13 protein-coding genes, 1 tRNA gene and 1 pseudogene are annotated in these 14359 nt (G+C 60.9%); 6 read left to right on the top strand and 9 right to left on the bottom strand.

Annotated elements, in window-relative coordinates; translation table 11 throughout:
- Positions 1–383: 383 nt before the first annotated feature.
- Positions 384–1724: a dimethylsulfonioproprionate lyase DddP gene (gene dddP, locus ACERZ8_RS17740; protein WP_407593470.1), complete on the bottom strand. Its 1341-nt coding sequence runs from the start codon at positions 1722–1724 to the stop codon at positions 384–386.
- A gap of 130 nt (positions 1725–1854) precedes the next feature.
- Between dddP and ACERZ8_RS17735 the strand changes: the two genes are divergently transcribed.
- Positions 1855–2967, top strand: a complete 1113-nt coding sequence (locus tag ACERZ8_RS17735) for a hypothetical protein (protein ID WP_407593469.1) — start codon at positions 1855–1857, stop codon at positions 2965–2967.
- Positions 2968–3009: 42 nt separating this feature from the next.
- On the top strand, positions 3010–3759 hold the full coding sequence (locus ACERZ8_RS17730; protein ID WP_407593468.1) for a heme-dependent oxidative N-demethylase family protein: 750 nt from the start codon (positions 3010–3012) through the stop codon (positions 3757–3759).
- Positions 3760–3765: 6 nt separating this feature from the next.
- Here the strand turns inward: ACERZ8_RS17730 and ACERZ8_RS17725 are convergent, their stop codons facing one another.
- The 7 genes from ACERZ8_RS17725 to ACERZ8_RS17695 form a co-directional block, all read right to left on the bottom strand.
- Positions 3766–4209: a glyoxalase superfamily protein gene (locus tag ACERZ8_RS17725; protein ID WP_407593467.1), complete on the bottom strand. Its 444-nt coding sequence runs from the start codon at positions 4207–4209 to the stop codon at positions 3766–3768.
- Positions 4210–4427: 218 nt separating this feature from the next.
- Positions 4428–4856 carry a hypothetical protein gene (locus ACERZ8_RS17720; protein WP_407593466.1) on the bottom strand — a complete coding sequence of 143 codons (429 nt, stop codon included), beginning with the start codon at positions 4854–4856 and terminating at the stop codon, positions 4428–4430.
- A gap of 3 nt (positions 4857–4859) precedes the next feature.
- On the bottom strand, positions 4860–5657 hold the full coding sequence (locus ACERZ8_RS17715; RefSeq protein WP_407593465.1) for a lytic murein transglycosylase: 798 nt from the start codon (positions 5655–5657) through the stop codon (positions 4860–4862).
- Positions 5658–5763: 106 nt separating this feature from the next.
- Positions 5764–6117: a hypothetical protein gene (locus ACERZ8_RS17710; RefSeq protein WP_407593463.1), complete on the bottom strand. Its 354-nt coding sequence runs from the start codon at positions 6115–6117 to the stop codon at positions 5764–5766.
- A gap of 32 nt (positions 6118–6149) precedes the next feature.
- Positions 6150–6437: a hypothetical protein gene (locus tag ACERZ8_RS17705; RefSeq protein WP_407593462.1), complete on the bottom strand. Its 288-nt coding sequence runs from the start codon at positions 6435–6437 to the stop codon at positions 6150–6152.
- 148 nt (positions 6438–6585) lie between these two features.
- Entirely contained in the window at positions 6586–7989 is a 1404-nt protein-coding gene (gene glnA, locus ACERZ8_RS17700; RefSeq protein ID WP_407593461.1) for a type I glutamate--ammonia ligase, read from the bottom strand.
- A gap of 36 nt (positions 7990–8025) precedes the next feature.
- The gene (locus tag ACERZ8_RS17695) at positions 8026–8364 is read right to left on the bottom strand and encodes a P-II family nitrogen regulator (protein ID WP_407593459.1); all 339 of its coding nucleotides are present in this window, start codon (positions 8362–8364) and stop codon (positions 8026–8028) included.
- A gap of 174 nt (positions 8365–8538) precedes the next feature.
- Between ACERZ8_RS17695 and ACERZ8_RS17690 the strand changes: the two are divergent.
- Positions 8539–10146: pseudogene (locus ACERZ8_RS17690) on the top strand (NAD(P)H-hydrate dehydratase).
- On the opposite strand, the gene ACERZ8_RS17685 reads toward ACERZ8_RS17690, so the two are convergent.
- A complete protein-coding gene (locus ACERZ8_RS17685) occupies positions 10143–10643 on the bottom strand; it encodes a Hint domain-containing protein (protein ID WP_407593458.1) in 501 nt (166 codons plus the stop codon). The pseudogene ACERZ8_RS17690 and the gene ACERZ8_RS17685 overlap by 4 nt on opposite strands.
- Before the next feature lie 149 nt (positions 10644–10792).
- Here ACERZ8_RS17685 and ACERZ8_RS17680 point away from each other — a divergent pair.
- The 3 genes from ACERZ8_RS17680 to ACERZ8_RS17670 all read left to right on the top strand — a co-directional run bounded on the left by ACERZ8_RS17680 (position 10793) and on the right by ACERZ8_RS17670 (position 14318).
- Positions 10793–10876, top strand: a tRNA-Leu gene (locus tag ACERZ8_RS17680).
- Positions 10877–11103: 227 nt separating this feature from the next.
- Positions 11104–13650, top strand: coding sequence for an HWE histidine kinase domain-containing protein (locus tag ACERZ8_RS17675; protein ID WP_407593457.1), 2547 nt, complete (start codon positions 11104–11106; stop codon positions 13648–13650).
- Complete coding sequence (locus ACERZ8_RS17670; RefSeq protein WP_407593456.1) at positions 13647–14318, top strand: biliverdin-producing heme oxygenase; 672 nt, start codon at positions 13647–13649, stop codon at positions 14316–14318. The genes ACERZ8_RS17675 and ACERZ8_RS17670 overlap by 4 nt, the downstream gene beginning before the upstream one ends.
- Positions 14319–14359: the final 41 nt, after the last annotated feature.

The raw sequence follows: 14359 nt of genomic DNA, 5'->3' as shown, positions 1-14359 counted from the left end.
CATCGGTCACAATGGGCTTGCGAAGCGGCCATTCGCTGCGCAACCACCAATGTACGACCAAACTGGCAACAGGCCAAAGGCGCAGGCCATACACACACGGTTTCTTTCGCCATTTGTCCATGTGTCCGCAAATGATCTGCCTCCGCCCCTTGGCCGGTGATCTGGCCAAAGTGCGCGCGACGTTCACACAAGCTGTCAAAGCGCGCTGTTTTGCGGCTCCGTTTCAAAACCGACAAGCGCGTCCAAGCCTGCACGGAGCGGCAAGAACCCGCGCCAGACACACGCGCCAGAAATGAACAAATGGTTAAAACGCCTCTGTAACCCATTGAAAGATATAGGCGCGCCACATGTCCCACGCTGGGACACGCCAAAACCCGACCTTGCTAGCCCCCCATCAGGGCGGCATCAAACGGATAGGTCGTGAGGTTCTCAAACCCGTCCTCGGTGACCAGAACCTGATCCTCAAGCTTGATCGAGAAATCGCCCCCCACCTCACCAACCGAGGCCTCGACACAGAGCACCATCCCCGCCTGCAGCGGATGATCGAAGGCCCCCGGCACGGCCTTGTCCGGGTAGGCCACCAGCGGCCATTCATCGCACAGGCCGACCCCGTGCATGAGGCAGCCGTATTTCAGCTCCTGATACTTGTCATCAAGGCGATGGCAGTTCGCCGTCAATTCCGGGATCATCACGCCGGGTTTGATCATCTGCATATTGGTCTGAATATGCTCGACCGCGTGCTGCATCGCATAGATCATGTCGGGGCGCGGTTTCTGGTCGCCGATCCACCAGCTGCGCGAGATATCGATGCAGATGCCGTAGGCCCCGATGAGATCGGTATCGAACGAGATGATTTCATTCTGCTGGCACACCCGCCCGCCGCATTCCTGAAACCACGGGTTCGTGCGGGGGCCGGAGGCCAGAAGGCGGGTCTCGATCCACTCACCGCCGCGCTTGATGTTCTCGGCGTGCAGCACGGCCCAGATGTCATCCTCGCAGGTCTTGCCGTCCCCGACATTGGCGCGGGCAAACTCCTCCATCTTCCGCACGGTGGTTTCGCAGGCGTGGTTGGCGCAGCGCATGGCAAGGATCTCGTCCGCGCCCTTGATCGAGCGGGCGTGTTCGGTCACTTCCTCGCCGTCCATGATCTCAAACCCGACACTTTCAAGGGCGCGCGCGCCGTGCAGCATGATCTTGTCCACGGCCAGGCGCATGTTGCCCCCGCCATGTTCGGCGATCAGGTCGCGGATTTCGCCCGCCAGAGGGTCGGCGACCCGGTCAGGTTTGTCCCCGGCCGAGAAGTAGAACATCGACGCACCCGAGCGCACCTCGCGCACCAGCGGGTTGAAGCTGGAGAGGAACGGCGCGTTCTTGTAGTCCCAGATCACCATATGGCCATCCGCGCAGACCAACACGGCGCGGAACGGATTGTGCGTGTTCCAAAGCTGCATGTTGGTGCTGTCGGTGGCGTAGCGGATGTTGAGTGGGTCGAACATCAACACCCCGCCATAGTCCCGGTCGACCACGTGTTGGGTCAGGCGTTTCCAACGGTATTCGCGCATCTTTTGAAGGTTGGGCAGGGTCAGCCCGGCAGCCTCCCATTCAGCAAAGGCCAGCTGGGTGGGGCCGATTTCGATCCGGTCTGCATCGTTCGGCGTGCCGTCCCCAAGGGTGGCACCACGGCTGGGATCGATTTTGCGTGCTTCGCGGTAATGCTGGTTCATGGCGGGACCTATCTGTCTTTGGTCCAGCTTGGGCGCGTTTTTTCGCGGGTGTTTGTCGATTTGCGACCTGATCTGGCGTCGTTTTTGCAAGCTGTTGCACGCAGGTGCCCGGGTGGGCCACTGTGCGGATATGAATTTTGCAGATGACATTGCGGTGATTGAAACGGAGGTGCGCGGTGGCGATCCGGCCTTTGACCGCGTGCCCATGCCGGAGCGTGAGGCCGCGTTGAACCACTTGCGCTGCGAAGCGCAGCACGGGGACCGCGACAGGTTTCTGCTGGCGGGGATGGGCGTGGTTGCGCTGGCTGGCAACGGGCACAGCCGGGTGATGCCAAACACTGCTGTATCTGTGATCCCGCAGCGTATCGTGATGCGCGATGGGCACCCCGCATTGGTGGAAGGCACCCGGGCGACGCGCATTTTGACGGTGGATGGGCTGCCATGCGCCCACGTTCTTGCGGCATGGGATCCTGTGTTGGCGGGGAACGTCGCGCGGCGGCGCGTGCTGTCGGGACTGATGCTGGGCTGGCCTGCCGCGCTGCGCCATGCGGGGTGCGGCACTGGGCCGGACATTCGCTACCGTCTTGTGACGGGGGCGGAGCGCCGCTATTCATCGAAAGACGATGTCCCGGCCCTGCCGCTTTATCCCTTTGGGGAAACCGGTGCACTGGTTCCGGGCGTGGATGATTTCGGCCTGCCGGACGGGGCTGTACTGGCGATGCGCCGCGGGCTTTGGTGGTGGCGGATTGGTGATCTTGCAGCCCTTGATGCGGCGGATGTCGTACAGGGTGTTGCGGCGATGGCAGATGATCCGACGGCCAATGTGGTGGTCGATCTGCGCGGCAATCCGGGCGGCAGTTTCCTCAAGATGCTGCCGTTGATCACTTGGCTGCGCGGGCACTGGAAGGGCGGGCGGTGTGCCGTGTTGGTCAACGAATACACCTTTTCAGCGGCCATCGTGACGGCGGCACTGCTGGCGCATCACGTCGGCGCACGCCTGTTTGGCGCGGATATGGGCGACGATCTGGCATTCCATGCCGAAGGCGGGACGGCTGATTTGCCCGACAGCGGCGCACATCTGCGCCACTCCACCGCGTGGCACGACTGGGCAACCGGGCATGCGGACAAGACGACACCGGACGAGATCGCAAGGCACCTGATCGCCGCCGGACCTTTGCACGTCAAACAGGTTGTGCGGGCGATGCAGGAAGACGCCGCATGCGCCTTTGCCCTCGGGGCATAATCTGTCTGGATAACGCGCGCACGCAGTGGCAGACACAGCGCCATGGACAATCCCATCCTTCAGCGCAGCCTGCCAGACGATATGCACATCACGCGTGCCCTGCCGGGCATTCAGCCGGAACGCGGGCCGTGGCTTCGCATCGACGAGGCCTATGGCGCACAGATGGCGCGGCGGGTGGCGTTGCTGGATGCGCGGTTTGAGGAGGTCGTCTACCTCGACCCGGCGGCCTTGCCTGCGGCGGACGAGTTGCTGTCGACGGCGATGGATGCAGCGCCCGCACTGGGGTTCGAGAGTGCGGGATCGATTGTGACATGCCCGGATGGGCGATCTGTGGACTTGGCCAACATGCCACCGCTCGAAGCGCTTGGTCGCATCTTTCAGAACGACTTTGTGATCATGGAAAAGCGCGGGGACCAGCATGTGCTGACGGGGGCGGTGCTATGCTTTCCCGCCTCATGGCGGTTGAGTGAAAAGGCGGGCCGTCCGCTGACGGATATTCACGTGCCCGTCGATGAATATACCAACGATCTGGCGCGCCGCGTGCAGCGGTTGTTTGATGGGATTCAGGTGGGTCGCCCGCTGTGGCGGTTCAATCAGCTTTGGTATCAGGACCCCGAACTGTTCCAGCCACGCTCAGCGCACGAGCCGCGCCGTGTGGGGGCGGGGCAAGCCACCGGCCCCTATTATCGCAGCGAACGGCAGACGCTGTTGCGTCTGCCGGACAGTCAGGCCGTGATCTTTGCCATTCACACTTACGTGCTGGCGCGCGCCGATGTGCCCGATTTGGTCTGACGCGCCCTAGCCACCGGCCCACGCGTCATCGAGCACCACGTGCGGGACACCATCAGACGTCTTGCGCGCACTGCGCCCGGTGCCATCGACCACGCAATTGACCTGCTGACGCAGGGCCGAAAACTGGTCAGAGCGCACAACATCAATCGCCGTGTCAAACCGCAAGGTTAGGCGGTGCTGTGCAGAGGCAAGGCGGCTGACCGCCTTGATGTGCCCGGAAAAGCGGTGGCCAAGGTAGCGCCCGGTGATGCGCTGACCGGCATGATATCCGGGCTGCGGCATATCCTGTGCGCGGGCGTGCAACGTGTTCCAGTCACGCGCACCCCACTGGTGGGCCACGGCCTCCAGCGCTTGCGAATGCGTGCAGGGCGTGCCTGCGTGATTGAGTTTTGAGCGCAGCCGTTTGGCCTGAGCCTTGAGGGCCGCGCGCGAGGGAAGGGGGATATCCATATCCGTCTCCTGTACATGATCGCGACAGGTGCCGTTCGGGTCTGCGCATTGCCGGGGCTTGCGATCAAAATGGGACCGGACTGTCAGGCTTCACCATATGCGCAGGGCAGGGGCCTGAACCCTATGTGTTGCGCTTTAAGCGCATGGCGCGCGGTTGGCAAGTGTTGTGAGGGGGCCAGCCTGCTTGGGACTTTTCAATCATAGACGGGTTGCGCGTGTCAGCCGTGCCGTTTGGTGGCAAGAAAGGCGCGGGCTCTTGGGATCGGGTCATGCAGGTACTGATCCGGGCCGCGCATCTTTCGCGCGTTGAGGGCGCCGGTGTCCAAAAGGTCAAAGCGCACCGCTTCGAGTGTGCCGGACCAGCCGGGAACGCGCGTGCCCCAGCCCTGCCTGAACCACGCCAGAAGGCGGTCACGCGCGACATATCCGCGATAATCAAAGGCAACATGCCCGTCGGTCACATAGATGTGGTTGCCGGGATAGGTGCCGTTTGGGACAATGCGTTCGGCGCGAAAGCCGGGGCGTGGCGCTGTGCGCAGAAACACGCCCGCCAGAATGTGGCAGGCCCCGTGTGCAAAAAACGCCCGATCCGGCAGCGCCCAGCGTTTTTCGGCATCGTCTTTGATGCCGGGACGGGCGTGGTACATGCCCTAACCGTCGATGCGCGCGGCCATGATCGCGATCGCCTGCTGATAGACGGTTGCCGCGTTCCACTGCTTGATCACGGCAAAGTTGGGCTGGCCTTCCTGATAGCCTTGGCCCGGTTTCCACCCCTTCTGGCGCAGGAAATTGGCGGTCGAGGCCAGCGCGTCAGTCTGGTTGTAGAAATCCACCCGCCCGTCGCCATTTGCATCGATCCCATAGGTCAGCGCATTGCCGGGCAGGAACTGGGTGTGGCCCAACTCGCCATGTTTGGCGCCTTTGGTGGCCCCAGTGATCGCGCCCTGATCGACCAGTTTCAGCGCGCCGATGGCGTGCGGCGCAAAAAATTCGGAACGGCGGCAATCATAGGTGAGCGTGACGATGGCCGAGACAACCGAACTGTCACCCATAAATCCGCCAAAGGCCGTTTCCATGCCGTGAATGGCGATCAGCACGCCTGCAGGCACGCCATATTGGCGTTCAAGTGCGGCGTAGAAATCGGGGCTGCGTGCCTTGCGCTTGCGCCCTTGGGCCACAATCGTATCAGCGCCGCGGATTTGCATGAACTTGGGCAGCGAATAGCGAAAGGATTTCTGGTTGCGATCAGCGGCGATGGTGCGCGTCGCGTAACTCGCCTGTGCCAGTGCCTGAAGGCCTGCGGACTTCACGCCTGCGCGTTTGGCCTCTTTGGCGAATTCGGGTTTCCATGCTTCAAAGCCTGCACTGGTATTGCCGCAACTGGCCGCATGGGCCGCACCGGCAAAGGCCAGACAGGCCGCAATTGCACTTATGGATTTGAACATCATACCCGCACTCCATCACCGTTTTGCACAGCCTAGCGGATTTGGACGGGATTGGGAAAGTCCGCGCGGGCTGGGTGCGCGTGCTTGTGCCACTTGGCGCGGGCTGGACTTAGTGGCTGAGGATCATCTTTTGCATCCGCGTCATGCCCTCAAGATCCGGGTCGCTGTTCATCCGTTCGATCTCATCTTCGCTCATGGTGTCGTGCAGGGCGGATTCCAGAAAGGAAACCTGGCGGCCGTTGTCGGATTTGGGAAACAGCATCGCGATGTCGTCCCAGACATAGCCAACGGCCCCCGCCATCAGGGCAAGGCCCAGCACGGCAGACAGGAGGTGCCAGCGCATCGCGGGCCTTGAGGCCGGGCGCAATGTCGGCGTCTTCGGCACTTCGGAGCGCGGTGCATTTGTCGCCTCGCTTGCTCGGATGCGCGCGAGGCGTTGTTCGAATTCGGTGTTTCCTGCCATGCTCGACCCTCCGCTGCCTTTAATACTGCGCGTCAGTTTGGGATTGGATGGGTGATGTCCGGGGTCAGAAGGCTGACACGCTGCGCCTCGTCCGGCGCGGACATCAGGCGCGCGATGTCGTCACCCGCAACGGCGATCAGACCGGCCAGCAGAACAACGCCAACAACCGTGGCGATGATCGGCATCGGCCAGCCGGGGCGGGGTGTCGGGGCTGTGCGGCGCACATCGTCTTCGGAGGGGACATAGACACGCTGCGCCCGCACCCGCGTGCGGGACTGGATAAGCTTGAGCCTCCGTTCGAATTCACTGATCGATTCCATCTGCATGGGCCCGTTTCTGCGCGTAACGGATCGTGGTTAACGCAAGATGATGGCCGTTTTTTGACCCTGCCAAGGCGGCGCGACGGAGCGGTCACAAAAAAGGGCACCCCGAGGGAGGTGCCCTTTCAAGTTCAGCTGCCAGGGAGGATCAGCAGCTGTAATACATGCCGAACTCAACCGGGTGCGGTGTATGTTCGTAGGTTGTGATTTCTTCCATCTTCAGCTCGATATAGCCGTCGATCTGGTCCTTGGTGAACACGTCACCGGCCAGCAGGAAGTCCATGTCTTTTTCCAGCTCTTCCATCGCTTCGCGCAAGGAACCGCAGACCGTTGGGATGCCGGCCAGCTCTTCTGGTGGCAGGTCGTAAAGGTCCTTGTCGGATGGCTCGCCGGGATCGATCTTGTTCTTGATCCCGTCAAGACCCGCCATCAGCAGTGCGGCAAAGCACAGGTAGGGGTTGGCGGATGGATCGGGGAACCGCGCCTCGACCCGCTTGGCCTTGGGCGAGTCGGTCCATGGGATACGCACGCAGCCCGAGCGGTTGCGGGCCGAATAGGCGCGCAGCACGGGGGCCTCAAAGCCGGGGATCAGACGCTTGTAGCTGTTGGTCGAGGGGTTGGTGAAGGCGTTGAGCGCCTTGGCATGCTTCAGGATGCCGCCGATGAACCACAGGGCCTCGTCCGACAGATCGGCGTATTTGTCGCCTGCAAACAGGGGCTTGCCATCTTTCCAGATCGACATGTTCACGTGCATGCCAGTGCCGTTGTCGCCCGCGATGGGCTTGGGCATGAAGGTGGCCGACTTGCCGTAGGCGGCAGCCACGTTGTGGATCACGTATTTGTACTTTTGCAGCTCGTCACCCTGTTTGGTGACCGAGCCGAAGATCAGGCCCAGCTCGTGCTGACAGGACGCCACTTCGTGGTGGTGCTTGTCGACCTTCATGCCGAGGCGTTTCATGGTGCTCAGCATCTCGGACCGCAGGTCCTGGGACTCGTCCGTTGGGTTCACGGGGAAATAGCCGCCCTTGACGCCGGGACGGTGGCCCATGTTGCCCATTTCGTATTCTGTGTCGGTGTTCCAGGATGCATCCGTTGCATCAACTTCGTAGGATACCTTGTTGATACTGTTGGAATAACGCACATCGTCGAACAGGAAAAACTCGGCCTCGGGGCCCATATAGGCCACATCACCAATGCCGGAGGCTTTCAGATAGGCTTCGGCCTTTTCGGCGGTGCCGCGCGGGTCGCGGTCATAGGCTTCACCAGTGTCAGGCTCAACGATCGAGCAGTGCACACAGATCGTCTTTTCCGCGTAGAACGGATCGACATAGGCGCTGTCCTGATCGGGCATCAGCTTCATGTCTGAGGCTTCGATGGATTTCCAGCCAGCGATGGACGAGCCGTCGAACATGAACCCTTCTTCAAGGAAGTCCTCGTCGACCTGATCGGCCATGACGGTCACGTGCTGCAGCTTGCCACGCGGGTCGGTGAAACGGATGTCGACGTATTCAGCGTCTTCTTCCTTGATGAGGTCGAGAACGGGGTTTGCCATAAGCGGTAAATCCTTCCTGTCTTAAGGTGTAGAGAATTAAAGTGCGTCCGAGCCGGTTTCGCCGGTGCGGATGCGGATGGTTTGTTCGACGGGGGTGACGAAGATCTTGCCGTCACCGATTTTCTCGGTCTTGGCTGCGTCCACGATGGCTGCGATGGCGGCGTCGACCTGATCGTCGTCCAACACCACTTCGACTTTCACCTTGGGAAGGAAGTCGACCACGTATTCCGCGCCACGGTACAGCTCGGTATGACCTTTTTGACGCCCGAACCCTTTGACTTCGATGACTGAGAGCCCTTGCACACCGACCTCTTGCAGAGCCTCTTTGACTTCGTCAAGCTTGAAGGGCTTGATGACGGCTTCGATCTTTTTCACGCGGTGGCCTCCCATTGCCATATCATGTGGATCGGGTGGACCATTTCCCGGTTTGGAACGTCCATGGGATGGGGTACAGATTGTGCAGGATATTGTGCGATTGTGAGATGTGCGCCCGCCGAATGGGCGATGCGCACAAAAAATGAGCAAAATGAAAACTTTGGTGATTTGCGCGTGACAGACCTGCTGACAGCGGCCCAGATGCGGGCCATCGAACAGGCCGCAATCCAGTCCGGCACTGTGACCGGCCTCGAGTTGATGGAGCGTGCCGGGGCCGGTGTGGTCAAGGCGGTGCTGGAGGAATGGCCGGAGCTTGCGGTCGGCGCACACCGCGCGCTGGTGCTCTGTGGACCGGGCAACAATGGCGGCGATGGCTTTGTGGTGGCGCGGTTGTTGAAGGACTGTGGGTGGGAGGTGCACGTGTTCCTGTTGGGTGACGCCGACAAGCTGCCGCCGGATGCAAAGGCGAATTACGAGCGGTGGTGCGAGAGTGCAGAGGTTGCGCCGCTGACAGAGTCATATCTGATGCGCGGTCTGGATCATCTGGCGGGCGGTGCAGACCCCCTTGTTCCGGTCATTGACGCACTGTTCGGGATCGGACAACGCGCCCCGATGGACAATGTGGTCGCCCCGGTTAACGCGATGACAGATGCATGGTTTGACGGTCGTGGCGGAGGCACAGCGCCGGTTTTCGTCTCGGTCGACCTGCCCACGGGATATGATGCAGATACAGGGGAACATCTGGCCGAGCGCCCTTTGCCCTCGGACCTTGCGGTCACGTTTCATTGCCATAAACCCATTCACACCTTGCCTCATTTTCTGGACACAAAAGTGGCGGTCGTGGATATCGGCTTATGAGCGGTTTTACTCCGCCCGATGTACGCTTTCCGGAGGTTCGAAATTTCTGATCCAAGGCAAATTTCGCGCGACACGTTGCCAAGTCTGTCCAAACCGGACGGCAACAAGTTCGACCATGGCCACGCGCTGATCCTGTCGGGTGGTCCGGGGCGCACGGGTGCTGCACGGCTTGCAGCCCGCGGTGCGTTGCGGATCGGGGCAGGGCTGGTGACGCTTGGTGTCCCCCCGTCGGCACAGATAGAGGTGGCGACACACATCACCGCATTGATGTTGAAACGGGTCGCGGATGCGGATGCGCTGGACGCCGTTTTGGAGGACGACCGGATCAACGCGCTGTGCCTCGGGCCCGGTCTGGGTTTGGATGATCATGCCGCAGCACTTGTGGATACCGTGCTGGGCGCAGGACACCTGCGCCTTACGCGCCGTGTGGTGTTTGATGCGGATGCGCTCACGCTGATTGCTGCTGACCCTGCGCGGATGGCGGCGTTGAACGAATATGCCGTGCTGACCCCCCATGGCGGCGAGTTTGCGCGGCTGTTTCCGGACATCGCGGAAAAGCTGGCGGCGATGCCGGATCGCGGCCCTGCCTATTCCAAGGTCGATGCAACGCGGGAGGCTGCCGCGCGATCAGGCGCGGTTGTTCTGTTCAAGGGCCCCGATACCGTGATCGCACACCCAGATGGGCGCTGTTCAATCCATGCTGCTGTCTACGATCGCGAGGCCCCCTGGCTCGCCACTGCCGGGGCAGGGGACGTGCTGGCGGGTTTCATCACCGGCCTGCTGGCCCGCGGCTTCGATCCGATGACTGCGGCTGAAACCGCTGCGTGGCTGCACGTGGAATGCGCACGCACGTTCGGGCCCGGCCTCATTGCCGAGGATTTGCCCGAAGTCCTGCCGCAGGTGTTGCGCGCTTTGGAAGCCTAGGCCGGGACGCTTGCTGCGTTCATCGCAGGCACAGACAGTTCAAGCCCATCGGCATAGACGACGTATGGGGCGTCAAAGCCCAGCCGCACCAGCGTCATGTCACGCACGCCGAGGGCGGTGATGTATTCGTCATCGATCAGGCATCCGGCGGGCATTACCGCCTGCGCCGCCCCGCGCAACGCCTTGGCCCGCCAATCGCGCACCAGCACCATCTGGGCGGCGGGGATGATCACGTTATGCGTGGGTTTCGTATCACCCAGCGACCCAGCGGCGATCTTCACCGCCTCTTCGCTGGCACGCACGCTTTCCACGGCGTTGAGCGCCACAAGCCCTGCATTGCGGGTGATAATGCGATCCCCGGGCGAGAGATACTCGACCGGAATTTCGCCGTCAGCTGTCAAAATGAGTGTGCCGGACACAAGTCCGACATGGCATATCTCTGTGCGCAAAGGGGGCATCCGCCCGCTCAATTCGCGCCCGACCGTATTCGGTTTCATGGCGTCTCTCTTGTTACAACCTGCCTCTAGGTTAAGAATGTGATACCTCAATATTTCTTTAAAGTCGCCCGATACCGCGCAAATTCTGGCGAACTGGTGCGCGAATACCTCTCGCCTCCCTCGTCTGGCTTTGCTAAGGCAGCGTGCGTGCGGGTGTGGCGGAATTGGTAGACGCACCAGATTTAGGTTCTGGCGCCTTTGGCGTGGGGGTTCGAGTCCCTTCACCCGCACCAATCCAGGAAATGAATGTTTGCTAAAACCGGGTGTGAGAATGGCACGGGCTCATCTCTGCCCGTTTTTTGAGCACACCGGTTTTCCCGTAGCAAAGTTTCCCTAGCCTCAGGCGGAATTCGACACGCAAGTGGACCTGAAACGCGCGGGCTCTACAAATTTCATAGTTGGTTAATGCACTGCGAATAGTAAAATGGACATCTCGACGGCGCAGCGAAGGAGCATTCCAATGAACGACACGAGCGCCGGCGATATTGATGCGGCTTTGGCCAACTGCGCATCGGAACCCGTTCATATCCCTAGCTTTATTCAGGGCAACGGCGCTATCGTGGCGGTGGATAACGAAACCCTGACTCTGACCCATGCCAGTGCCAATCTTGAACAAATCACCGGCGTTCCGCACGCAACGGCGCTGAACCAAAGCATTTACGACGTGTTCCCAGAAGGTCTGCGGCACGATCTGGTCAACAGCCTGCTGCCACCGTTCCTGATGCAGGAAACGCGACCCGTTGACTCCTTTGAACTGAATGGGCGCACTCTGATCGCAGGGGCCTCTGCGGCCGGGCCTGCCACCATTTTTGAATTCGAACCGATCGAGAGCATGCAGGTCGTAACCGGCAAGGCCGTGCACCAACTGGCGTTCCTCACGTCGCAACTGCAAAACGTGGACAACACGGCGACTTTGTTTGAGAAAAGCGTGCGCCTGCTGCAGGTTCTCACCGGCTTTGATCGGGTGATGGTTTACGAATTTGATGGCGACGGAAACGGAAAGATCCAGGCCGAGGCCCTGACCGGACCGCTGGAACCCTATCTTGGGCTGAACTTTCCCGCATGGGACATCCCCCAGCAGGCGCGCGACATCATGCGCAAGACGCCGTTCAGGTATATCGCGGATGTACTGTCGCCCTCGGTACCGATCCATGCGGGCAACGACGATGCGGCGCCTCTGGACATGACCTTTTCGCATCTCAGAGGCGTGTCGCCGGTCCATATCCGGTATCTTGAGAACATGGGATCAGGGGCCAGTTTCACACTCAACGTGGTTGTTTCGGGTCAGTTATGGGGCATGATTTCGATGCATCACCCGACCGCAAGGGTGCCGGATCAGACGGTGCGCGAGGTGTGCCGCAACTTTGTCCGTTTCTTTGGTCTGACGCTGGATACGATGCTGCAGCGCGAACGCCTGACCCGGCTCTACGAGGCGGACACAGTGCGCCGGGAATTGACCGAAAGTGCTGCGGGTGAAGAGACAGAGACACTCTTGAGCAAGCAATTGTTGACCCGGCTGTGTGACGCGATGCGCGCTGACGGTGCGGTGCTGGTCAAGGAAGGCAGCGTTCAGTCCCATGGCCTTGTGCCACCGCCCGACCGGCTCGAACAGCTTATGCAATTTGGCGTGAGCTGCCCTGACACGTTCCATACATCCGCATTGGGTGCCGATAACCCCGAATTGGTCGACATGGTCGGTGACGAGATCGCCGGGCTTCACATCACCTTCATGGCCGAAAACAGCTTTGTTGCGTTCTTTCGCCGTGATCGCGAGTTGGTGACGAAATGGGCGGGCGCGCCGCAAAAGACCATCGAGGGGCAGGGCGCAGATGCCAGATTGCAACCGCGCGGGTCGTTCGCGGAATACAAGGAAACCGTGCGCGGCAGTTCGATCCCGTGGACGGCCGAGGAACACCAGATTGCCGGTGAAGTGTGGTCGATCCTTGTCAGTGCCGAACGCGAAGCGTTGATCAAGAAGACGACGCGCCAGCAGAAGATGCTGATCGACGAGTTGAACCACAGAGTCCGCAACATCCTGACGCTGATCCGGTCCCTGTCGCGCCAGTCGCAGTCCACATCCGACACGATTGACGACTTCATTGTCACGCTCGAAGATCGCATCGTGGCGGTGGCCAACGCGCACAGCCTGGCGGTGGAAAAGCCCGAAGCCTATGTCAGCATCCGCACCATTCTGAAACTAGAGGCGGAACCGCACAGCGATGGTGGGGAGCGCATCCGCATCCGCGGTGATGATGTGGGCCTGCGCCCCGATGTGGCACCGATCTTTGCCCTTGTCCTGCACGAGTTGATGACCAACGCGGCCAAATATGGCGCGCTGTCCGAACCGGGTGGGCGTCTGACAATTGAATTGGAGCCATGCGCGGACGGGCTTGCACTGCGCTGGACCGAAACGGGCGGGCCGAGGGTTGCGACGCCAAAACGCAAGGGGTTTGGCACCCGACTGGTCAACAATGCCGTACCGAACGAGCTGAAAGGGTCGATCGAGATCGACTACCGCGAAACCGGGCTTTTTGTGAACATGGTGTTGCCCGAGGATTTGTTGAGCGGTTTGCGCTCCTTTGGGCATCAAACCGGGGCGTCCGTTGAGGCATCTGGCGATGGCGCGTCCGAACTGGCGGAGTATGAGGCCCGCGCGGATGTCGGATGCCTTCTGGTCGAAGACAGTTTTGTCATTTCGATGGACACGCTGCGCATCCTGAACGACGTCGGCTTTGTGACGATACGGACCAGCATGACGGTGCAGGACGGGATGGCCGCGATCAAGGCCGAGCGTCCAGACTTTGCCGTCCTCGACGTCAATCTGTCTGGGGGAGAGACATCTTTGGGCATTGCGCGCCACTTGAAAGAACTGGGCACGCCTTTCGTTTTCGTGACCGGCTACGGCGTGGATGGTGTGTCGCAAGACCAGTTTCCCGGCGTTCCCGTCATCCAGAAACCGTTGCGCCGCGCCTCACTTGAACAGGCCCTCAGGGACATCGGAATGTGAGTGATACTGACAACATCGACGTGCGTCGGCATCTGCAGCGGGTGACGCGGGATGTGCACGACGCGCTGCACAGGGCGCCGGTGTTGCGCCAGTTGACTGCGCCCGGCCTGAGTGTGTCGAGCTACAATGCGGCCCTCAGCGTCTTTACCGCGTTCTACCATGCGGTTGAGCGCAAACGTGTCCTGTGCGGGGCTCACGCTGGGTTCTCGGTTCAAGCTGAATGCGATGCGTTGTCGATTGATCTGAATGATCCGCCCGTGGCATGCCCTGACCTTGAGATTGACAGTGATCTGGAATGCCTTGGTGCGCTTTATGTTGCGCATGGCGCCTCGTTCGGGCGCAATACGTTCCGGGCGAATGTCGCAAGGGCGCTTCCGGATCATCCTCATGCTTTTGTGCGTCTGGCGATGGACAAAGGGCGATGGGCTGAACTGTTGGCAACACTGGATGCGGCGGGCCAATCGGAGGCAAATCGTCGTCAGATCGAGGCCGGTGCGACACGGGCCTTTTCCTGCATGTGGGATGTCGCGCGCACCTCTGATGCCGGGAACGCTGTAACGCCGAAAAAGGCAGCGTTGGAGGTGCCGCAAATGGGGATGAATGGTGCACAGTGGGGCGTGTCTGCTTTGCCGAGTTTGAACGTGACAGGGGCTGCGCACAAATCCTGACACCTCCAAGACCCGCACCTCGCGCGGCAGTCCTTTGAGAG

The sequence above is a fragment of the Tateyamaria armeniaca genome (assembly GCF_045797845.1).
Taxonomy (GTDB): domain Bacteria; phylum Pseudomonadota; class Alphaproteobacteria; order Rhodobacterales; family Rhodobacteraceae; genus Tateyamaria; species Tateyamaria armeniaca.
The sequence above is the reverse complement of the archived record's forward strand: the minus strand, read 5'-3'. Positions and strand labels throughout refer to the sequence as shown.